The 21568-nt window shown below is 64.2% G+C and carries 19 protein-coding genes; 18 read left to right on the top strand and 1 reads right to left on the bottom strand.

Annotated features, from left to right (window positions below; translation table 11 throughout):
* Window positions 1-10: 10 nt before the first annotated feature.
* A complete protein-coding gene (locus ABIB27_RS11125) occupies window positions 11-844 on the top strand; it encodes an undecaprenyl-diphosphate phosphatase (protein WP_354216317.1) in 834 nt (277 codons plus the stop codon).
* 15 nt (window positions 845-859) lie between these two features.
* The gene (gene mshC / locus ABIB27_RS11120; RefSeq protein WP_354216316.1) at window positions 860-2137 is read left to right on the top strand and encodes a cysteine--1-D-myo-inosityl 2-amino-2-deoxy-alpha-D-glucopyranoside ligase; all 1278 of its coding nucleotides are present in this window, start codon (window positions 860-862) and stop codon (window positions 2135-2137) included.
* A 52-nt stretch (window positions 2138-2189) separates the two neighbouring features.
* Here mshC and ABIB27_RS11115 read toward each other — a convergent pair whose 3' ends face one another.
* Window positions 2190-3095, bottom strand: a complete 906-nt coding sequence (locus tag ABIB27_RS11115) for a PAC2 family protein (RefSeq protein WP_354216315.1) — start codon at window positions 3093-3095, stop codon at window positions 2190-2192.
* 201 nt (window positions 3096-3296) lie between these two features.
* On the opposite strand from ABIB27_RS11115, the gene ABIB27_RS11110 reads away from it, so the two are divergent.
* The 16 genes from ABIB27_RS11110 (at window position 3297) to ABIB27_RS11035 (ending at window position 21518) form a co-directional block, all read left to right on the top strand.
* Window positions 3297-3983: an HAD family hydrolase gene (locus tag ABIB27_RS11110; RefSeq protein ID WP_354216372.1), complete on the top strand. Its 687-nt coding sequence runs from the start codon at window positions 3297-3299 to the stop codon at window positions 3981-3983.
* The gene (locus ABIB27_RS11105; protein ID WP_354216314.1) at window positions 3980-5146 is read left to right on the top strand and encodes a site-2 protease family protein; all 1167 of its coding nucleotides are present in this window, start codon (window positions 3980-3982) and stop codon (window positions 5144-5146) included. Before ABIB27_RS11110 ends, ABIB27_RS11105 begins: the two co-directional genes overlap by 4 nt.
* Window positions 5147-5253: 107 nt before the next feature.
* Complete coding sequence (locus ABIB27_RS11100) at window positions 5254-6315, top strand: tRNA (adenine-N1)-methyltransferase (RefSeq protein ID WP_354216313.1); 1062 nt, start codon at window positions 5254-5256, stop codon at window positions 6313-6315.
* An 82-nt stretch (window positions 6316-6397) separates the two neighbouring features.
* Window positions 6398-8146 carry a proteasome ATPase gene (gene arc, locus ABIB27_RS11095; protein ID WP_354216312.1) on the top strand — a complete coding sequence of 583 codons (1749 nt, stop codon included), beginning with the start codon at window positions 6398-6400 and terminating at the stop codon, window positions 8144-8146.
* A complete protein-coding gene (dop, locus tag ABIB27_RS11090; protein WP_354216311.1) occupies window positions 8143-9816 on the top strand; it encodes a depupylase/deamidase Dop in 1674 nt (557 codons plus the stop codon). The genes arc and dop overlap by 4 nt, the downstream gene beginning before the upstream one ends.
* A gap of 85 nt (window positions 9817-9901) precedes the next feature.
* Complete coding sequence (locus ABIB27_RS11085; RefSeq protein WP_354216371.1) at window positions 9902-10105, top strand: ubiquitin-like protein Pup; 204 nt, start codon at window positions 9902-9904, stop codon at window positions 10103-10105.
* A gap of 76 nt (window positions 10106-10181) precedes the next feature.
* Window positions 10182-11003, top strand: coding sequence for a proteasome subunit beta (prcB, locus tag ABIB27_RS11080; RefSeq protein WP_354216310.1), 822 nt, complete (start codon window positions 10182-10184; stop codon window positions 11001-11003).
* 1 nt (window position 11004) lies between these two features.
* Window positions 11005-11724, top strand: coding sequence for a proteasome subunit alpha (gene prcA, locus ABIB27_RS11075; protein WP_354216309.1), 720 nt, complete (start codon window positions 11005-11007; stop codon window positions 11722-11724).
* Between the two features lies 1 nt (window position 11725).
* On the top strand, window positions 11726-13090 hold the full coding sequence (pafA, locus tag ABIB27_RS11070; RefSeq protein WP_354216308.1) for a Pup--protein ligase: 1365 nt from the start codon (window positions 11726-11728) through the stop codon (window positions 13088-13090).
* Between the two features lie 109 nt (window positions 13091-13199).
* Window positions 13200-14129, top strand: coding sequence for an FKBP-type peptidyl-prolyl cis-trans isomerase (locus tag ABIB27_RS11065; protein ID WP_354216307.1), 930 nt, complete (start codon window positions 13200-13202; stop codon window positions 14127-14129).
* Window positions 14130-14168: 39 nt separating this feature from the next.
* Window positions 14169-14564: an FKBP-type peptidyl-prolyl cis-trans isomerase gene (locus tag ABIB27_RS11060; protein WP_354216306.1), complete on the top strand. Its 396-nt coding sequence runs from the start codon at window positions 14169-14171 to the stop codon at window positions 14562-14564.
* Between the two features lie 104 nt (window positions 14565-14668).
* Window positions 14669-16654 (top strand): helix-turn-helix transcriptional regulator, encoded by a 1986-nt coding sequence (locus tag ABIB27_RS11055; RefSeq protein ID WP_354253885.1) that lies wholly within the window; start codon window positions 14669-14671, stop codon window positions 16652-16654.
* Window positions 16655-17073: 419 nt separating this feature from the next.
* A complete protein-coding gene (locus ABIB27_RS11050; RefSeq protein ID WP_354216304.1) occupies window positions 17074-17418 on the top strand; it encodes a hypothetical protein in 345 nt (114 codons plus the stop codon).
* 32 nt (window positions 17419-17450) lie between these two features.
* On the top strand, window positions 17451-17726 hold the full coding sequence (tatA, locus tag ABIB27_RS11045) for a Sec-independent protein translocase subunit TatA (RefSeq protein WP_354216303.1): 276 nt from the start codon (window positions 17451-17453) through the stop codon (window positions 17724-17726).
* Between the two features lie 48 nt (window positions 17727-17774).
* Complete coding sequence (tatC, locus tag ABIB27_RS11040; RefSeq protein WP_354216302.1) at window positions 17775-18569, top strand: twin-arginine translocase subunit TatC; 795 nt, start codon at window positions 17775-17777, stop codon at window positions 18567-18569.
* Window positions 18570-18593: 24 nt separating this feature from the next.
* Complete coding sequence (locus tag ABIB27_RS11035) at window positions 18594-21518, top strand: DEAD/DEAH box helicase (RefSeq protein WP_354216301.1); 2925 nt, start codon at window positions 18594-18596, stop codon at window positions 21516-21518.
* Window positions 21519-21568 lie beyond the last annotated feature (50 nt).

Genomic DNA, 21568 nt, shown 5'->3' with positions numbered 1-21568 from the left:
GTGTCTTAGCGTGAACTGGTTTGAAGCGGCCCTGCTGGGCCTGATACAGGGTCTGACCGAATTTCTACCGATTTCATCAAGCGCGCATCTGCGGATTGTGGGACAGTTCCTACCCAACGCGTCTGATCCAGGGGCGGCGTTTACGGCGATCACCCAGCTCGGTACCGAAACTGCAGTGGTGGTGTACTTCTGGCGCGACATTGTCCGGATCATCAAAGCGTGGGCGGGCTCGCTGGGGGGCAAGGTTGCCCGGAACGATCCCGATGCGCGCATGGGCTGGCTGGTGATTCTCGGCAGCCTGCCGATCATCGTGCTGGGCCTGCTCTTCCAGGACCAGATTGAGTCGGTACTCCGCAGCCTGTGGATCGTCGCTACCATGCTGATCGTTTTCGGCTTGATCCTGGCTGTGGCGGACGCTATCGGAAAGCAGGAAAGGGATCTTTCCCAGCTCACGTACAAACACGGCATCCTGTACGGATTCGCCCAGGCCCTGGCTCTCATCCCCGGCGTCTCCCGATCCGGCGGCACCATCACCGCAGGCCTCCTGATGGGCTACACACGCGAAGCCGCCGCCCGCTACTCGTTCCTCCTGGCCATCCCGGCGGTGTTCGGCAGCGGGCTGTACCAGCTGTACAAAGTGGTCAGCAAGGACGGCATCACGGGCCCGTACGGACTCCCGGAGACTGCGCTGGCCACAGTCATCGCCTTTGCGGTTGGCTACATGATCATTGGGTGGTTCCTTAAATTCGTCTCCACGCGGAGCTACCGGGTCTTTGTCTGGTACCGGATCCTCCTGGGCTTGGCCTTATACCTCCTGCTCGGTTTCAATGTCATCAGCGCCTAGAAGTAGGCTAGGGCTGTGAAATCCTGGACCTCCCGCCCTGTACCTGTTGTGCCCGGCGCCATGCCCGCCATCCGTCTCTTCGACACCGCCCAGGGGCGCGAAGTAGGCCTGCCTTCCGGTGGTGAGCAGTCACTGTATGTCTGCGGCATCACTCCATATGACGCCACCCACATGGGCCACGCCGCCAGCTACGTGGCGTTTGACCTCTTGAACAGGGCCTGGCGGGACGCCGGCGACAAGGTCTCCTACGTCCAGAACGTGACCGATGTGGATGATCCCCTGCTGGAGCGCGCCACAGCCACCGGTGTGGACTGGCAGGACCTGGCAGCGAGCCAGATCGAACTATTCCAGACGGACATGGAAGCCCTGAACGTCGTGGCCCCGGACCGCTACATCGGCGCTGTTGAATCGGTGGACCTGATTGTTCCCGCCATTGAGCGCCTGGTGCGAATGGGCCTGGCCTACCGTGTGCCGGGTGCGGCGGGAGAACCCGACGGCGATGTCTACTACGACGTCGAAGCCGCCGGCAAGCAAACCGTCGCACCTGATGCCTGGACCCTGGGCTCGATCTCACACCTCGGTGAAGCCGAGATGCTTGAACTTTTTGCCGAACGCGGCGGCGACCCAGGCAGGGCCGGCAAACGGCAGGCGCTGGATCCCCTCCTCTGGCGGGTGGCCCGGGACGGCGAACCCAGCTGGCCCGGCGGCGAGCTGGGCCAGGGCAGGCCGGGGTGGCACATCGAGTGCACGGTCATCGCCCAGCAGTATCTTCCCGCACCCTTCACCGTCCAGGGCGGCGGCTCAGACCTCATCTTCCCCCACCACGAAATGGGGGCAGGCCACGCCTATTCGCTGGCCGGTGTTCCGCTGGCACACCACTACGCCCACGCCGGAATGGTGGGCCTGGACGGTGAAAAAATGAGCAAATCCAAGGGCAACCTGGTCCTGGTGTCAAAGCTGCGGGCAGCCGGCGAGGAGCCAGCCGCCATCCGGCTGGCAATCCTGGCCCACCACTACCGTTCAGACTGGTCATGGACGCCGGCGGGCTTCGCGGACGCGAAGGACAGGCTCGCGGCCTGGCGCCGCGCCCTCTCCGTCGCGCCGGCCGGATCCGCGGCAGCCGTGATCGGGGAAATGCGGTCGGCGCTTGCCGCCGACCTGAATGCGCCGGGAGCGCTGGAAGCTGTCGACCGCTGGGCCGCTACGTCGATCGCAGCCGCGGAAGCGGGCAGCCCACGGGATGAAGCCCTGGTGAGGGAAGCCGTCGAGGCGCTGCTCGGCGTCGTACTTTAGCGAAGTGACCGTCCGCCCGCCATGTAACTGCGGGCGGACGCCGGCACAGGGCTCAGGGTTTGTCGCGGCCCCGCCGCTTCAGGTAGCGCTCAAACTCACGCGCGATGGACTCTCCGCTGGCTTCCGGGAGGTCGGCGGTGTCCTTCGCTTCCTCAAGCTGGCGGACATACGCTGCGATTTCCGGATCTTCGGTGGCCAACTCGTCCACGCCGCGCTCCCACGCAGCTGACTCCTCCGCCAGCTCGTGGGTATCCAACGGTAGCTGGAGCAGCTCTTCCACCCGGTGCAGAAGGGCCAGTTGGGCCTTGGGTGACGGGGACTGGGCAACGTAGTGGGGGACCGCCGCCCACAGCGAGACCGTGGGAATTCCGGCCAGCAGGGCTACTTCGGACAGCACACCAACAATGCCCACGGGACCTTCGTACTGGGACGGTTCCAGATTGAGTCGTTCCCGAAGCGGGGCGTCATCCGAGGACGTGCTCACCGGAATCGGCCTGCTGTGCGGCACATCGGCCAGCAGCGCCCCCACAAGAACCACATAATCCACCTTCAGCGCTTCCGCATGGACCAGCAGTTCCGCGGTGTAGGCCCGCCATTTGTAAGACGGCTCCGTACCTTGGACGAAGATGACATCCACATTCGAATCCGGCGCACTTGCCTTGTAGATCCGGGTGGCGGGCCACTTGATCTTGCGTTCCCCGGACGCGGTCCGGCGGACGGTGGGGCGGGTGAACTGGAAATCGTAGTATTCGTCGGCGTCGATGGACCCGACTTTTTTGCCGCCCCACACCCTATTGAGATAGCGCAGCGAGTCACTGGCTGCTTCGCCGGCATCGTTCCAGCCTTCAAATGCCGCCAGCATCACAGTGATGCGCTCCCCATCGGCCACTGGCAGCAGGAACTGCTCCTGTTCAGGCGCGGCACCAGGTTCCGTGGTGTCTCCGTCGAAGCTATTCATTTCTTCACCCTACGTCCAAGAACCGGGACGATGCATTCCATGCACGGCCAAAAAGTGTGCCTGCGTCGCCCCCCGGCACGCCGCACCCACCGCGATATTCGCCAAGGGCGTACCCCACGGCTGGCGTTAAGGCTGGCACCGTAGACTGAACGCATGCGATCCTCACCCCCTGTTTCCCCGCTCCGTGCTGTTCTTTGGGATATGGACGGCACCATCGTGGATACGGAACCGTATTGGATTGCCGCAGAGCGCGCCCTGGTGGAAGCCCATGGCGGTACCTGGTCACACGAACAGGCCACCCAACTCGTAGGGCAGGCCCTGACGTTTTCAGCCGCAATCCTGCAGGACGCCGGCGTCCGGCTGGAGACCAGGCAAATTATCGACACCCTGACCGCGGAAGTAATCCAGAGCGTCCAGCGCTCCGTCCCGTGGCGTCCCGGAGCCAGGGAACTGCTCGATGACCTGCACAGCGCCGGCGTGCGGTGTGCGCTGGTCACCATGTCAGAGGGGCCGCTGGCCCGCGAAATCGTGGCGAGCCTGCCCAAGCCCTACTTCGAATTCATGGTCACCGGTGATACCGTGGCCCGGGGCAAGCCCCACCCGGAGGCCTACCTCAAAGCGGTGGAACTGCTTCAGGACGCAGATCCCGGACTGACCATCGACCACTGTGTCGCCCTGGAAGATTCGGCGCCGGGCGTGGCTGCGGCGCTGGCATCCGGGGTGGCCACAGTGGCAATTCCCCACATCGTCCCGCTGCCGGCAGACCCCAGGCACACCACTTGGGACTCTCTTGCAGGCCGCACGGTTTCTGAGCTGGAAGCAATCGCGGCCGAAAGCCTGGCAATTTCGGCGGGGTTGCTGGCGCCTACGTCCGGGAGCCCGTCTTGAGTGAAACGCCCGCTCCGGCTCGCCGGGAAGGAATCCGGCTCGGCCGGATCGCCGGAATCCCCATCATCCTGGCGTACTCCTGGTTTGTGATTGCCACCTTTACCGTCATCGTCTACGGACCGGTGCTGTTGGAACGCAATCCCGGATTCGGCATTACCGCCTACTACGTGGCGTTCGCCTACGCGTTGCTGCTGCTCATTTCGGTCCTGGTCCACGAGTTGGCTCACGCCCTCACTGCCAAGGTCTACGGCTGGCCCACCCAGAAGATCGTGCTGAATCTCTGGGGCGGCCACACCCAGTTTGAGAATTTCACCGCCACCCCGGCACGGTCCGTGGTCGTGGCGCTGGCAGGTCCGGCCGCGAACCTGGTCCTTGCCGGCGGCGCCTGGCTGGTCCTGTCCGGCGCCAGCATGGGTGTTGTGGCGGACACCCTGAGCAACATCTTTATGTGGGCAAACTTCGTCATTGGCATCTTCAACGTCCTGCCCGGACTTCCGCTGGACGGCGGACGCATTGTTGAATCGGCCGTCTGGAAGGCCACCGGCAGCCAGGCCAAGGGCACGGTAGCGGCCGGCTGGGCCGGCCGCGTCATCGTGGTGGCCCTCGGCCTCTGGTTCATAGCGATGCCGCTGCTGGCCGGCGTGACTCCGGATTTCAGCCTCCTGATGATCACCGTCCTCGTCGGCGGGTTCCTCTGGATGGGGGCAAGCGCCGCCATCCAGCAGGGAACCATGCGCGGCCGGCTGCACCTGGTGAGCGCAACGGCCCTCGCGGCCCCCGCCGTCGGACTTCCCGCGACCGCCACCGTTGCCGACATCCGCCGCCTGGCATCGGAGGGATCGCCAGCAGTCGTGGTGTGCGGGCCGGAGGGACGCCCGCAGGGTGTCGTGGACAGGCGCGCACTCGCCGCAGTTCCCGAGTCTGCAGCGGATTCCACCTCCGCGACGGCGGTGTCCTACGCTTTGGCGGCTGGCGCCTACGTACCTGAATGGTCGCAGGGACAGGAACTGATCCAGTATCTTTCGCAGCTGGAAGGCCATGAGTATGCCGTGGTGGACCACAACGGCACCGTCACCGGCCTCCTGTCGCAAAACGCGGTAGTGACCGCCATCACCGGTAAGGCAGTCCGGCCGAATAAGCACCCGCAGGGTCAAAGCCGGTAGAGTTACGTGCCGGCCGTGCACTGCCGCCGCATGGTTGCCCGTGCCTGTACGCACCCGGCGGACTATTGATGCGTGGCCCCATGTCTTACAGGAACGAGGAACTTTTCATGAGCAGCGAATCTGCCGCCGCAACCGCAGCACCGTCCACAGCCGGTGTTGCCGCCAACGGTGTCCAGCCGGTGGGGGCTGCCCGCCGCCGCGGACCTTTCCGCGAAGGGGAGCGGGTCCAGCTGACTGATGAACGCGGCCGCATGAACACCGTCACGCTTGAAATCGGCGGCGCCTTCCACACCCACCGCGGCTTCCTGAACCATGATGGGATCATCGGCAAAGCGGACGGCTCTGTTGTGGTGAACAACGTCGGCCAGCAGTATCAGACGCTGCGCCCGCTCCTCTCGGACTTTGTCCTTTCCATGCCCCGCGGCGCCGCAGTGGTCTACCCCAAGGACGCCGGCCAGATCGTCACCATGGCCGACATCTTCCCGGGCGCCAGGGTGGTTGAAGCCGGTGTGGGTTCCGGTGCCTTGTCCATCTCATTGCTCCGGGCAGTGGGAGACAACGGCTACCTGCACTCCTTCGAACGCCGTGAAGAATTTGCGGACATCGCCCGTGGGAATGTGGAGACCATCTTTGGTGGCCCCCACCCCGCCTGGAAAATTTCGTTGGGCGACTTCCAGGAGGAAGTGGTCCGCAGCGAGGCTCCCGGCTCCGTTGACCGCGTGGTCCTGGACATGCTGGCTCCCTGGGAGTGCCTGGACGCCGTAGCCACCGTGCTTGCCCCCGGTGGTGTCTGGATCAATTACGTCGCCACCGTTACGCAGCTTTCCCGGACCGCGGAGGCCATCCGGGCAGACGGCCGCTTCACCGAACCCGACGCCTGGGAGTCCATGGTCCGCGGCTGGCACCTGGAGGGCCTGGCAGTCCGCCCGGACCACCGCATGGTGGCCCACACCGGCTTCCTCCTGGTGAGCCGCCGGCTGGCCGACGGCGTCACAGGAATTTCGGTCAAGCGGCGTCCCTCAAAGACAGATTTCAATGAAGAAGATGTCAACGCCTGGACGCCGGGCGCAGTTGGCGAGCGGCTGGTCTCCGACAAGAAGCTCCGCAGGGCCGCCCGCGATGCCATCGCCGGGACCAACGTCAAGGACGCACCGGAGATCACGAACTAGTCCACATTTCGGGAGTCGCCAGCAGTACCTGCCAACTTGGGGCTAAGGTCTTAAGCAGAAGAGCAGGAAGGGCTGATGCATCATGGAGACGCCGAATCAGGACTCCGGACGTACACCGGCGGAGCAGGCTGCCGCCAACGAACTGTCTGTCGCAGACCGGCAGGTCAACGTCCTCCGGGACAAACTCAGGCACATCGACCGCCAGCTTGCCGCCGCTACGCAGAATAACGCGAAGCTGGTCAGCACGCTGGAAGCGGCGAAAGTCGAAATCCTGCGCCTGAAAAACGCCCTGGACCAGGAAGGCCAGCCCCCGTACAGCTTCGGTACCATCCTGCAGCTCAATCCCCGGCGTATGCCATCAGCTGGCAGCGGGCAGGCCGCCACCGAGGAATCAGCCGATATTTTCAATGCCGGCCGGAAGATGCGGGTGGGGATCAGCCCCCTGGTCAACATCAACCAGCTGGCTGCCGGCCAGGAGGTCCTGCTCAACGAGGCACTGCTGATCGTTGCCGGTCTCGGTTACGAGCGCGCCGGCGAGCTCGCAACGCTCAAGGAAATGCTGGGAACGGACCGCGCGCTGGTAGTGGGCCGGGCGGATGAGGAGCGGGTCATCCGGCTCTCCGGCGCCCTGCTTACCGAAAAGCTCCGGGTAGGGGACGCCCTGTCCATCGATTCGCGCACCGGGTACGCCCTCGAGAAGGTTCCCCGCTCCGAAGTGGAGAACCTCGTCCTCGAAGAAGTCCCTGACATCACATACGAGGACATCGGCGGCCTCGGCCCGCAGATCGAGCAGATCCGGGATGCCGTTGAACTGCCGTTCCTCCACCCGGACCTGTACCGCGAACACGGGTTGAAGGCCCCGAAGGGCATTCTGCTTTACGGCCCGCCGGGCTGCGGCAAAACCCTGATCGCCAAGGCTGTTGCCAACTCGCTGGCCGCGCGGGCGGCTGAGCGGTCCGGCAATACGGACCTGAAAAGTTACTTCCTCAACATCAAGGGCCCGGAACTCCTGGACAAGTACGTGGGGGAGACGGAGCGCCACATCCGCCTGATCTTTTCGCGGGCCCGGGAGAAGGCTTCGGACGGCAGTCCGGTAGTGGTTTTCTTTGACGAGATGGATTCGCTGTTCCGCACCCGCGGCACCGGGATCTCCTCCGACGTCGAGACCACCATTGTGCCCCAGCTCCTGAGCGAGATCGACGGCGTGGAGCGGCTGGACAACGTCATTGTCATTGGTGCCTCCAACCGTGAGGACATGATTGACCCCGCCATCCTCCGCCCTGGCCGGCTTGACGTAAAGGTGAAGATCCAGCGTCCGGATGCCGAGGCCGCGGCCGACATTTTCAACAAGTACATCACCACGGACCTGCCGTTCCACGAGTCCGATCTCGCGGAACACAGCGGCGACGTCCAGGCGACCGTGGACGCCATGGTCCAGCGCACGGTCGAAGCCATGTACTCCACGGAGAAGTCCAACGAATACCTGGAGGTCACCTACGCCAACGGTGATACCGAGATGCTCTACTTCAAGGACTTCAACTCCGGCGCAGTGGTTCAGAACGTTGTGGACCGGGCCAAGAAGTACGCCATCAAAGACCTCCTGACCCTGCACCAGAAGGGCCTCCGGATTGAGCACCTGCTTCGTGCTGTGGTGGACGAATTCCGCGAGCACGAGGACATGCCGAACACCACGAATCCGGACGACTGGGCACGCATCTCCGGCAAGAAGGGCGAGCGGATCACCTACATCCGCACCATTGTGCAGGGCAAAGCCGGCCAGGAGCCCGGCAAGTCCATCGAAACGATGCCCAACACGGGACAGTACCTATGACGGCAGCCCCGGAACGCGCCGCCGGGGACTCGCTCCCTGCTGGCGGGGCCATGCGCGTGATGGGGGCGGAAACGGAGTACGGCATCCATGCGCCGTCCGCACCGGGGGCAAATGCCACCATGATGTCCGCCCGCGTTGTCCAGGCGTACGCCCACGTGACACGGCAACGGGCGGCCGGCGGGGCAGAGACCCGGTGGGACTACACGGATGAGGAGCCCCTACACGACGCCCGTGGCTGGACCCTGGAACGCGCTTCGGCCCACCCCAGCCAGCTCACCGACCAACCGCCGGTACTCGACGCCGAAGCGGTGGCGCTGGCCTACGGCCGCGAGGAGCTGGAACTGGACGGCGAGGACGGGGCCGGCAGCCTGCTGATGAACATGGTGCTGGGAAACGGTGCCCGCCTCTACGTGGACCACGCCCACCCGGAATACTCCAGCGCCGAGGTGACCAATCCCCGTGATGCCGTGATCTGGGATGCTGCTGGAGATCTCGTTGCGCTGGCAGCGGTGCGGCGCCTGGCTGCGGATCCAGAGCTGCCGCCGGTCAACCTCTATAAAAACAATACGGACAACAAGTCCGTCTCGTATGGCTCCCACGAGAACTACCTGATGCCGCGCTCAGTGCCTTTCGGGGACATTGTGCGGGGACTGACGCCCTTCTTCGTCACACGCCAGATTATGTGCGGCGCAGGGCGGGTGAGCAGAGGGCAGGACAGTTCCACCCCGGGGTACCAGATCAGCCAGCGGGCCGACTTCTTCGAAGCCGAAGTGGGCTTGGAAACCACCATCCGCCGGCCGATCATCAATACCCGGGACGAGCCCCATGCCACGGCCGACAAATACCGGCGCCTGCATGTCATCATCGGGGACGCCAACCTCAGCCAGTCCTCGAACTACCTTAAGTTCGGCACCACTGCGCTGGTCCTGAGCCTTATCGAGGCCGGCCTGGCGCCCAAAGTGGAGGTCCACGAGCCCGTTTCGGCCTTGCAGGCGGTCAGCCACGACACGTCGCTGACGGCCAGGCTCAGGCTTTTGGACGGCCGCCGCGTTACGGCCCTGGATCTGCAGTGGATGTACCACGAGGCGGCGGCCAAGCTGGCGCAGGACACCGGGGTTGCCGATGCTGTGGACGGGGACGGCCATACGCACGAAGTACTGGAACGCTGGGCCGCTACCCTGACCCAGCTCCATTCGGACAGGAGTAGCGCGGCCACCTCCGTGGAGTGGCTGGCGAAACTCTCCCTTTTGGAGGGCTATCGCAGCCGGGACAACCTCGCCTGGAATGACGCAAGGCTGGGCCTTGTGGACCTGCAGTGGGCCGACATCAGGCCGGAAAAGGGGCTGTACTACCGGTTCCTTGCCAGGAACCGCATGGATCGGATTGTCGAGGACTCGGCGATCGCCGCAGCGGTGACCGAACCGCCGCCGGACACGCGTGCGTTCTTCCGCGGACACTGCATCAGCAGCTTCGGCAAAGACGTGGTCGGGGCCAGCTGGGACTCGGTCATCTTCGATGTCCCGGGATACGGCCGGCTGCAGCGCGTGCCCACCAGGGAGCCCCTTCGCGGCACCAGGGCCCTCACGGGAGGGCTATTCGCCCGCCACCGCACGGCCGGACCGTTCCTCGCCGAACTCCTTGGGCACAACACCCCTCCGCCTCCGGCGTAAACCGCGCCAGCAGGCGTTCAGCGTGGCAATATGGGCGTATCAGCAGATCCGCCCGGATCCGATGCTTCCCGAAGGAGAGATCACCATGGCAGGCCAGGAACAGCAGCAGCCACAATCGCGCGACAGCCAGGTCGAAGAGGACATCCCGGAGGCGCCCCCGGCCGCCCCCGAAGCCCAGGCATCGGCCGCCACCCAGGGCGTCGATGACCTCCTGGACGAAATTGACGGCGTCCTGGAGTCCAACGCTGAGGAGTTCGTCCGCGCCTTCGTCCAAAAGGGCGGCCAGTAGCCGCAGCCGGATAGTGGCGGACGCCGCGCCGGCCGGAAGCTGTTCCGTAGAAGGACCACGTTCAAGGAGTGCACCAGTGCAGGAATCAACCGCCAACCAGGTAGCCGGCAACGCGACGTCGTCATTTACCGAGCATCTGCAGCGGGACCGTCCGGACCTGCTTCCGTACAACCGCGCGCTGCCTGGGGCCACAGCCGGAGCCACTCCGCTGCAGGTGCCGCATGCCACCACCATCGTGGCGATGAGCTACGGCGGAGGTGTGCTGATGGCCGGTGACCGGCGAGCCACCATGGGCAACATGATTGCGAGCAGGCATATCGAAAAGGTCTTCCCGGCAGACAGGTACTCGGTGCTGGGAATCGCTGGCACTGCCGGGATTGCCATCGACCTGACGCGGCTCTTTCAGGTGGAACTGGAGCACTACGAAAAGATCGAAGGCACACTCCTGAGCTTGGACGGCAAGGCCAACCGACTGGGCGCCATGATCCGCGGCAATCTTCCCATGGCCCTGCAGGGCCTGGCAGTAGTGCCCCTCTTTGCCGGTTTCGACACTACTGCCGGAGTGGGCCGCCTCTTCTCCTACGACGTCACAGGAGGCCGGTACGAGGAACGCGAGCACCACACCGTCGGCTCTGGCTCTGTTTTCGCCCGTGGCGCGCTCAAAAAACTCTGGCGGCCCAACCTGACGGAAGCCGAAGCGGTCTCCGTTGCCGTCGAATCGCTCTATGACGCCGCCGACGACGACTCCGCAACAGGCGGTCCGGATCCGGTCCGCCAGCTCTGGCCCGTCGTGTACACGGTGAACCGGGACGGCGCCAGGCGCATCCCGGAACCGGAACTGGCGGCTGTGGCGGGAAGCATCATTGCGGCCCGGTCTGCTGAGCGGCGGGAGGCCTGACATGACGCAGCAGTTCTATGTCTCGCCTGAACAACTGATGAAGGACCGTGCGGACTTCGCACGGAAGGGCATCGCCCGCGGCAGGTCCGTGGTTGTCATCAGCTGCCAGGACGGAATCACCCTCGTCGCTGAAAATCCGTCACCTTCGCTGCATAAGGTCGGTGAGATCTACGACAAGATCGCCTTCGCCGCCGTCGGCAAGTACAACGAATTTGAGAGCCTGCGCCAGGCCGGGGTCCGATACGCGGACGTGCGGGGCTACTCCTACGACCGTGAGGACGTCACCGCGCGGGGCCTGGCAAGCGTCTACGCGCAAAGCCTCGGCGCGGTCTTCACTGCCGAGCAGAAGCCATTTGAAGTGGAACTTGCGGTCGCCGAGGTAGGCCCGACGCCGGAGCAGGACCACCTGTACCGGCTGACTTTTGATGGGTCGATCGCCGACGAGCACGGCTTCATCGTGATGGGTGGCCAGGCGGAGCGCGTCTCATCCGTCATCGCCGAGGGCTGGCGTTCTTCGCTGCGGTTTCCCGCAGCCGTCCGGCTGGCCATCAGCAGCCTGGCGGGCGGAACGGAGCAGGGCGAAGAGGGCGCGACCCTTCCGGCCAAAGCCGTTGAGGTTGCCGTCCTGGACAGGCAGTCGGAGACCGCCAGGGGCTTCCGCCGGGCCTTCCGGCGATTGAACGACGCCGACATCACGGCGCTGCTTGCGGAGGAGGACTGAGATGGACAAGAGGATCTTCGGTATTGAGACCGAATTCGGAATCTCGTATTCGAGCCCCGATTCGCGGCCGCTGGCGCCTGAGGAGGTGGCGAGGTACCTGTTCCGCAAAGTGGTCAGCTGGGGCCGGTCCTCCAACGTGTTCCTGACTAACGGTTCACGGCTGTATCTCGACGTCGGCTCGCACCCCGAGTACGCCACCGCGGAATGTGATGACCTCGCCCAGCTGGTCGCCCACGACCGCGCCGGCGAGTTGATCCTCGACGACCTCGTGGATGAGGCGCAGGCACGGCTTGCCGCCGAGGGGTTCAACGGAACCGTCTACCTGTTCAAGAACAACACCGATTCCGCCGGGAACTCCTATGGCAGCCACGAGAACTACCTCATCCCGCGCCGGGGCGAATTCTCCCGGCTCGCAGAGATTCTGATCCCGTTCCTGGTCACGCGCCAGCTGATCGCCGGCGCGGGCAAGATCCTGAAGACTCCGCACGGGGCAACATATGCATTTTCGCAGCGGGCAGACCACATCTGGGAAGGCGTATCATCGGCCACCACCCGGTCGCGTCCCATTATCAACACCCGGGATGAACCGCACGCCGACGCCGAATTCTTCCGTCGGCTCCACGTCATTGTGGGCGACTCCAATATGTCCGAAACCACGGCCCTGCTCAAGGTGGGCTCAGTGGACCTCATTCTCCGCATGATTGAGGCCGGGGTGATCATGCGGGACATGCGGATGGAGAATCCCATCCGCAGCATCCGGGAGATCTCCCACGACCTCAGCGGCCGTGCGCTGGTCCGGCTCGCCAACGGCCGCCAGCTCACTGCGTTGGAGATCCAGCAGGAATACCTGACCAAGGTCAAAGCTTTTGTGCAGGAGCACGGCGCCCACAACCCCCACGTTCCGCTGATCCTGGACCTCTGGGAGCGGACGCTGGATGCAATCGGAAGCGGTAATACCAGCACCATCGACACAGAAATTGACTGGGCCATCAAGAAGAAGCTGATGGACAACTACCGGGAGCGGCACGGCCTTGGCCTGGATGCACCCCGGATCGCCCAGCTTGACCTGACCTACCACGATATTTCACGGACCCGCGGCCTCTATTACCTGCTGCAGGCCAGGGGCGCGGTGCGTCGCGTGGTTGACGACACCGTGATCAAGGACGCCGTGGATGCACCGCCGCAGACCACCCGCGCGAAGCTCAGGGGCGACTTTGTCCGGCGGGCACAGGAACTGGGCAGGGACTACACCGTGGACTGGGTACACCTGAAGCTCAACGACCGCGCCCACCAGACCATCCTGTGCAAGGATCCGTTCCGCAGCATCGATGACCGGGTGGATGCCCTCTTGAACTCTATGGGGTGACGTTCAGGTTCAGGGGCTATCCTTGGCAGGGCCATTCTTTGGCCCTGCAGCGGTGCCGGGCACCTGTTCCGGTATCGCGTCCACCTTGCCCCGACGAAAGTTCTCTTACGTGCGCCGACTCCTAGCAATCCTTATCCCCGGTCTGCTGCTGCTTACCGCTTGTGGCGGTTCGCCCGCGGCACCGGAACCCACCAGCCAGTCGGCCGGTGACACTGCCAAGTTCGACTCCCTGAAACTGACGGAAAATGGGGACAAAAAAGCTCCGGGTGTTGAGTTCACCAAGCCGCTGGAGGTCACAGCACCCACCATCAAGGTGCTCGCTGAAGGTGACGGCGCCCCGGTAAAAGCAAACCAGATCGCCAACATTTCGATTCTCGCAGTCAACGGAACCGACGGTTCCACGCTGGAAGATACCTTCCCGGGAGAACCTGAGCCGCTCGAGCTCAGCGAGGACCTCAAGACCGGAAGCCCGGTCATCTACAACGCTTTTGTGGGGGCGAAACTCGGTTCAACCCTGGCCCTTGCCGTACCCGGGAAGGCTGCCGCTGCGGGCGCCACAGCCCAGCCAACCCAGCTTCTGGTGATCAAGCTGATTTCTGCGAAAGACGTGGCGCAGGCGCTCGAAAAGCCTGAGGGCGAAACTGTCACCCCGCCCGCCGGACTACCGACGGTCAAGGAAAATGACCAGGGCATCCCCGAGATCTACGTCGAGGGTGCCGCGGCACCAACCGCCTTGGTGGCGCAGGACCTCATCAAGGGAAAGGGCGCGGAAGTGAAGGCCACTGACACGCTCACCGTCAACTATGTGGGCGTCAACCTCGTGGGCGGCACCAAGTTCGATTCAAGCTTTGACCGCGGCAAGCCCGCCAGCTTCCCATTGACCGGCGTCATTAAGGGCTGGACCCAGGGACTCGCAGGCAAAACGGTGGGCTCCCGCGTCCTCCTTGTCGTTCCCAAGGACCTCGCATACGGTGATGCCGGCCAGGGCGAAGCCAAGGGTGACCTTGTCTTCGTTGTGGACATCCTGGGCGTCAAATAGCTTTCAACACATCACCCACCCACCATACGAAGGAGAAACATGTCATTTGGTCAACGCGATTTCGACCGCCAGAAGCCGGAGATTGACTTCCCGCAAGGCGATGTCCCCACCGAGCTGGTCATCACTGACCTCATTGAGGGCGACGGCACCGAGGCAAAGAAGGGCGACACTGTGTCGACACACTACGTCGGCGTGGCCTGGTCCACCGGCGAAGAATTCGATGCTTCCTGGGGCCGCGGCGCGCCGCTGGACTTCCGTGTCGGCGTGGGCCAGGTCATCCAGGGCTGGGACCAGGGCCTGCTGGGCATGAAGGTGGGCGGCCGCCGCCGCCTGGAGATTCCCTCTGAGCTGGCGTACGGCTCCCGCGGTGCCGGTGGGGCAATCGGCCCCAACGAAGCACTGATCTTTGTGGTGGACCTCGTCGGCGTCCGCTGACCGGAAAACACTGGGACCGGAAAGCGCGGTAACAATCAGGAGCTGTTTCCCGGTTGCTGCCGCGCTTTCGGCTTTCCGCGAAGGAATTTAGTAACGTAGCCAGAGTGTCCGTCACCCGTACTGAGCGCCTCTTGAACCTCCTGATCGCCCTTCTGAACACCAAATATGGCCTGCGCCGCTCAGAGCTGCGGGCGAAGGTCTACCACGACACCTCCGGCAACGACGTCGCGTTCGGCCGGATGTTTGAGCGGGACAAGAACGACCTCCGACAGTTCGGCTTCGACGTGGAAACGGTGACGGACCACGGCTGGAGCGAAGATGACCCGGCGACCACGCGCTACCGCATCGGCAAGGAATCGAACCGCCTGCCCGATGTCCGGCTCAGCCCGGGGGAGTGGACAGTCCTTCTCCTGGCTTCCCAGCTATGGGAGCGCGCCGCGTTGGGGGCTGCCGCCGCCAACGCCCTGCGAAAGCTCCAGGCCTCCGGAACGCTGTCCGACGTCGAACTTCCGCTCGGCGTGCAGCCGCGGATTAGACCGGCCGGCCAGGCGTTCGACGACGTTGTTGCGGCCATGCATGCCCGGCACCCGGTCAGTTTCCGGTACCTCGCCGGCACCACGGGAAAGGAAGAGCAGCGGACGGTAGAACCGTGGGGCCTCGGAAGCCGGTTTGGCCAGTGGTACCTGACCGGCTACGACCGTTCACGACTGGCGCCACGCCATTTCCGGCTTTCCCGGTTCACCGGCGGCGTCACCGTGCTGGGCAAGGAATCGTACTCGCCGCCGGCGGATTTCAACATCCGCGAAGAGTTGGACGGGCTCCCCGAACTTCCGCTCCGGACCGCCGTCGTGGACGTCCGGAGGGGGCGCCTCCTTGGTCTGCGCCGGCGCGCCGCGCTGGTGCCCAACCTCAGTGCGGAAATGCCCGACGGCGCCGACGAACGGCTGCACGTGGAGTTCCGGGACACCGAGGTGCTGGCCGAGGAGCTCGCCTCCTACGGACCGGACGCCGTGGCCCGTGAGCCCCAGGAACTGGTGGCGGCAGTGCGTCACCGGCTGCAGAGCGCCGCCACGTTCTGCGCGGTTCCGGTTCCTGGCTACCGGTTTGCGGACTCCCCGCGCGGCCCGTCCGTCCGCAAGCGTACTTCGGAGGACCAGCTCAAGCGCATGTTGCAGCTGGTGCCTTTCCTGGTCCACAACCAGGGCCTGCACATCCACGACGTCGCAGCACGGTTCGGGATCACACCCGCCGAGCTGGAGAGTGACCTCCGGATCCTCATCTGTTCCGGCCTGCCCGGGGGCTATCCTGACGACCTGCTGGATATCCACTGGGAGGAAGGCCATGTCTACATCACCCAGGATTTGGACCTCACCAGGCCGGTCCGGTTCACCGTGGATGAGGCCTGCGCACTCTTGACCGGTCTGGAGACGCTGAACGGGCTTCCGGAACTCGCCGAGGGCGGCGCCCTGGAATCGGTGACCCTTAAACTAATGGCGGCGGCCGGTGAAGAGGGTCTCCGGGCAGGTTCGCTGGCCGGCCCGGAAGTCGGACCCGCGGATTCGGCCGTCCTTCACGTGGTCCGGGATGCCATCCGGGACCGCTCACAGCTGCGGCTGGTGTATTTATCCGCTCAGCGGGACCAGGTCTCCGAACGGAACGTGGACCCGCTCCGTCTGTACTCGCTGGACAACACCTGGTACTTCGAGGCCTACTGCCACTCCGCCCGGGGACTGCGGAATTTCAGGCTGGACAGGGTCCAGGGGATTGCGCCGAACGGAAACCCGGCGTCCACGCAGGTCCGGCCGGAAGAAGGGTTCCCGGCCAAACTGTTCACGCCCAACGACGACGACACCACCGTCCTGGTGCAGCTCACCAGGAAGGGCGCGGGACTGGCCGACGACTACTATGCCGAACGGGTGGCAACCCTGCCGGACGGCGGACTCGTGGCCGAGATCCGGTTTGGCAGCACAACCTGGCTGCCCATGTTCGTGGCACAGCATGGCGGGTCGGCACGGATCCTGCACCCCGTGGACCTTGCGGCCGCGTCGCGGGCCTGGATCGAGGCGGCCCTGGTCCGCTACGGCGACTAACATGTAGTGGATTCTGTCAAGAGGAGAGTGGGAAGCGGTCGCGGGCTTGAAAGCCGGGGGCCGCTTTTCTGATAAGTGCCGTGGGCAGGTTGGTCCGTGGTTCGCATCTTGTTTGGTCCGGGGCGTCTGGTGGGGGTGGTCAGCGTGTCGTTGGCGACGTGGTTTTGTCAGACTAATATGCACGGGTTTGGTTACCGCAGGACGAGGGGTTCGGCTGGTGCGGATTGCTTCTCTCGGGTCGAGCGTGGCCGTTTCCGGTTACTCATAGTCGCGACGCGAGTTCACTCCACGCGCTGCCTTGTGCCCACCTGCGCCCAGTCGCGGTCCGGATCCGCCGGGGCGAGAATGGACTCCAAGAGGACCAAGGGCCGCCCACGGCCAGCCCCCCCCACTCCCTCATATCGTCTAGACTCGTCAGCATGCCTTGGTGGTCATGGATCCTGATCTGGATAGCGCTCGTTGCGTTGTCCCTGCTCCTTTATGTCCTCCTGGGCATCCGTTTGTACCGCCAGATCAGGGCGGTACTGAAGGATCTTGGCGACGCCGGTTCGAAATTCGGTCACCTGGCACCGGTCGTGGCCGGCGAGCCACAAAGTGCCGCGCCGGTCCAACCGGGCGGCGCCATTTTTGCCTCGCCTGCACAGATGCGACATGATTACGACGCATCCAAGTCATCCCGCCGGGAGGACCGCCGCCAGAGGCGGGTACAGCGCAAGCACCATCGGGGCCAGCCCCAGTCGCTTCGCGATCTGGATCTCAGTTAGACGTAGGATGTTGTAAGAGGAAAGGAATTCCCGTGGGAAGACTCTTTGATGGCCCCTGGCCAATTGTCATAATCATCGTCGTTGCGCTGCTTCTTTTTGCTGCGCCCAAGCTCCCTGCCATGGCCCGCAGCCTGGGCCAGTCCATGCGGATCATCAAATCCGAGGTCAAGGAGATGAAGAACGACGGCAAGACTGAATCCACCGACGACGCCTCGGGGCCGGTGGAAGGCAAGATCGTCAATCACCCGCACCCCAAGCCCGGCGAGCCGACGGACGGCACTGACGTTCCGCCGTCTAACCGCGCATAACCTACAGTGGCACTGACGCGGGGCCGTAAATCCAACCCGGAGGGGCGGATGGCTCTTTGGGACCATCTCAAGGAGCTCAAGAACCGGCTGATCAAATCGGCAATTGCTGTGCTGCTTGCCGCCGTGGCAGGCTGGTTCCTTTACGACCCCGTCGTCGGAAGCCTCTCGGCCCCGCTGATATCCATTGCCCATGAAACCGGCCGGACGGCTGTCCTGAACTTTGCGACCATCGCGGATCCGTTTGCTTTCAAGATCCAGATTGCCATCCAGATCGGGCTGGTGATTTCCAGCCCGGTGTGGATCTACCAGGTTTGGGCTTTTATTACCCCCGGGCTGACCCGGAAGGAACGGGGCTACACGCTCGGCTTTATGACTGCCGCCGTACCCCTGTTCCTGGCCGGCGTTTTTGTGGCCTGGCTGGTTTTCCCTACGGTAGTCAGGGCACTGCTCCAGTTCACGCCCCAGACCGGCGCCAACAACATCTCGGCTACCGACTACCTCACGTTCGCAACGCAGATGCTGCTGACCCTGGGTATTTCCTTCCTGGTGCCCGTGATCCTGGTGGGTATCAACCTGGCCGGGATTGTGCGGGGCCGGACCATCTTCAAAGCCTGGCGGATCATCGTCTTCCTGGTATTCGTCCTCGCCGCCCTGGCCGCACCAGGGACCGACGCGCTGTCCATGTTCCTGCTGGCTGCACCCCTGCTGATCCTGTTTTTCGCCGCCATTGGACTGTGTATCTTCAACGACAAGCGCAAGGACAAACGGGTGGCGAAACAAGTTGCCGAGACGGACGCAACAGCCGACATCGCTACTCCCGGCAGTGAACTGAAGAACCTGTAGCGCGCAGCGCACTAGGCTTGAAGCATGTCCTCTATCTCCGGGCCGCTCTCGCCCTCTGAAAGTTACCGGGCCAGCGCGGAACGCACAGCCGAGGGGCGCACCTACCTGGGCGGGTTTGTCCGCACCCTCGATTTTGAACTCGACGAATTCCAGCGCCTCGCCTGCCGTTCCCTTCAGGAAGGCAGGGGAGTGCTGGTGGCCGCCCCTACCGGCGCTGGGAAGACCATTGTGGGGGAGTTTGCCATTTACCTTGCGTTGGAGCGGCATCTTAAGGCTTTCTACACCACGCCCATCAAGGCGCTAAGCAACCAGAAGTTCACCGAACTCGCCGAAAAATACGGGGCGGAAAACGTTGGGCTCCTGACGGGCGACACCAGCATCAATGGGGACGCCCCGGTCGTGGTCATGACCACCGAAGTCCTCCGCAACATGCTCTACGCCGAATCCGCCACACTGGACGACCTCGGGTTTGTGGTCATGGACGAAGTCCACTACCTCGCAGACCGCTTCCGCGGCGCCGTGTGGGAGGAAGTGATCATCCACCTTCCAAGCGAAGTCCAGGTTGTTTCGCTCAGTGCCACGGTTTCGAACGCAGAAGAGTTCGGTGCGTGGCTGGACACCGTTCGCGGTGACACCGACATCATCGTTTCCGAGCACCGGCCTGTTCCCTTGTGGCAGCACGTTATGGTGGGCCGGGAAATTGTGGACCTGTTCGCCGGCGAAACTACTTTTGACGAAATTGCGCCGCCCGCGGACGCCCAGACCGGAGCACCCCTGCCGGTCCGGGAAGAGCCGGATCCAGAACGGGATGCCGCCGCCCGCGATGACTCCGCAGGGCGGCGGTTCGAGGTCAACCCGGACCTGCTTGCCATGGCCCGCAGCGAAGGCCAGGAGAGCTTCCGTGGACGGTTCGGCCATGGCGGTCGGAGCCAGCGCCGCCAGCACCGGCAACGTGCAGAGGTCCGCACGTCACAGGGACCACTGCCCGGTGCCGTCCGGAAGGCCAGCCGTCCCCAGGTGGTTGCCAGCCTGGACCGCCAGGACCTGCTGCCGGCCATCACCTTTATCTTTTCCCGTGCTGGCTGCGACGCCGCCGTGGCCCAGTGCGTCTCGTCGGGGCTCTGGCTGACCACGGAGAAGGAGCAGCGCATCATTGTCCAGCGCGTCGACGAAGCGGGGCAGGACATCCCGCCTGAGGATCTGGACATCCTGGGCTTCTGGACGTGGCGGGAGGGCCTGCTGCGGGGTTTCGCCGCCCACCACGCCGGCATGCTGCCCACGTTCAAGGAAGTGGTGGAGAAACTCTTCGTCGAGGGACTGGTTAAGGCTGTCTTCGCCACCGAGACCCTTGCCCTTGGCGTCAACATGCCCGCCCGGTCCGTGGTTTTGGAAAAACTGGACAAGTTCAATGGCGAAGCCCATGTGGACATCACAGCAGGGGAGTACACCCAACTGACCGGACGCGCCGGCCGCCGGGGCATCGACGTCGAAGGCCATGCGGTGGTCCTCTGGCAGCCGGGGACGGATCCTGCGGCGGTGGCTGGCCTCGCCTCGCGCCGGACTTATCCGCTGAATTCAAGCTTCCAGCCCACATACAACATGAGCATCAACCTGCTGGCACAGTTTGGCCGCGCCCGCGCGCGGGAAATCCTCGAATCCTCGTTTGCACAGTTCCAGGCGGACCGGTCCGTGGTGGGTCTCGCCAAGCAGGTGCGCAGCCGGGAAGAGTCCCTTGCAGGCTACGCGAAATCCATGACCTGCCATCTCGGCGACTTCACCGAGTATGCGCGGTTACGCCGTGAACTGTCCGACGCCGAAAATGTCACCTCGCGGACCAAATCGCGGGCCCGGAAGTCCCTCAACGAGGACTCCCTTGCACGGCTCATGCCCGGTGACGTGGTGGACGTTCCGGGAGGGCGGGCTCCCGGGCTGGCCGTTGTGCTCAGTTCGGACCACAGCGGCCGGGAGCCACGGCCTGCGGTCCTCACCCTTGACAACCAGCTTAGACGGATCGGCGCCGAGGACCTCGAAGGTCCCATCGCACCCGTGACGCGGATCCGGATTCCGAAGACGTTCAACGCCAAAATCCCCAAGTCACGGCGCGACCTCGCCTCGTCGGCCCGGAACGCCCTGCGGGAAAACCGTCCACCCGCGCCAGGCCGCACCACTGACTTCGGCCTGGGAAGTGTGCTGCCCAACCAGGAGAAGCGGATCACGGAGCTTCGCCGGGCACTCCGGGCACACCCCTGCCACGGGTGCAGCGAGCGTGAAGACCACGCACGCTGGTCAGAACGCTGGTGGAAGCTGCGCCGCGATACGGACGCACTGGTCCGCCAGATCCAAGGCCGGACCAATACGATTGCGAAGACGTTCGACCGTGTCTGCGACGTCCTGTCGGCCTACGGCTACCTGGAGGCCGGCGCCGATGGCCGCCTGTCCATCAGTCCCGACGGCCAGCGCCTCCGCCGGATCTATGGCGAGAAGGACCTGCTGATTTCACAGTCCCTCCGGTTGGGTGCGTTCGGCGATCTTGACGCCGTCGAGGTTGCAGCCCTGGCGAGTGTCCTCGTCTATCAGGCCAAGCGCGAAGACAGGGGGCTCCGCCCCCGAATGCCGAGCATCGCACTGGAAACGTCCGTGGATCTGGTGGTCCGTGAGTGGTCCGCGCTGGAGGACGTCGAAGAGCAGAACAAGCTGCCGCTGACCGGGGAACCCGAACTGGGACTCGTCTGGCCCATGTACAAGTGGGCAAAGGGACGGCACCTCCAGGACGTGCTGAACGGCACTGACCTGGCGGCGGGCGACTTTGTCCGCTGGGTCAAGCAGGTTATTGACCTCCTGGACCAACTGGCCAAGATTCCCGGCCTTGATCCACGTCTCGCACGGCTATGTTCGGAGGCCATCTCGCTGATCCGCCGCGGTGTAGTGGCGTACTCGTCTGTGCTGTGATGAAGCCGTCCTTGATGTACGACCATAGATACAACAGTCCTTTGATGTAC

The organism is Arthrobacter sp. UYEF21 (assembly GCF_040546085.1).
Taxonomy (GTDB): domain Bacteria; phylum Actinomycetota; class Actinomycetes; order Actinomycetales; family Micrococcaceae; genus Arthrobacter.
Note: the sequence above shows the minus strand (reverse complement) of the source record. Positions and strands in the feature narration are given on the sequence as shown.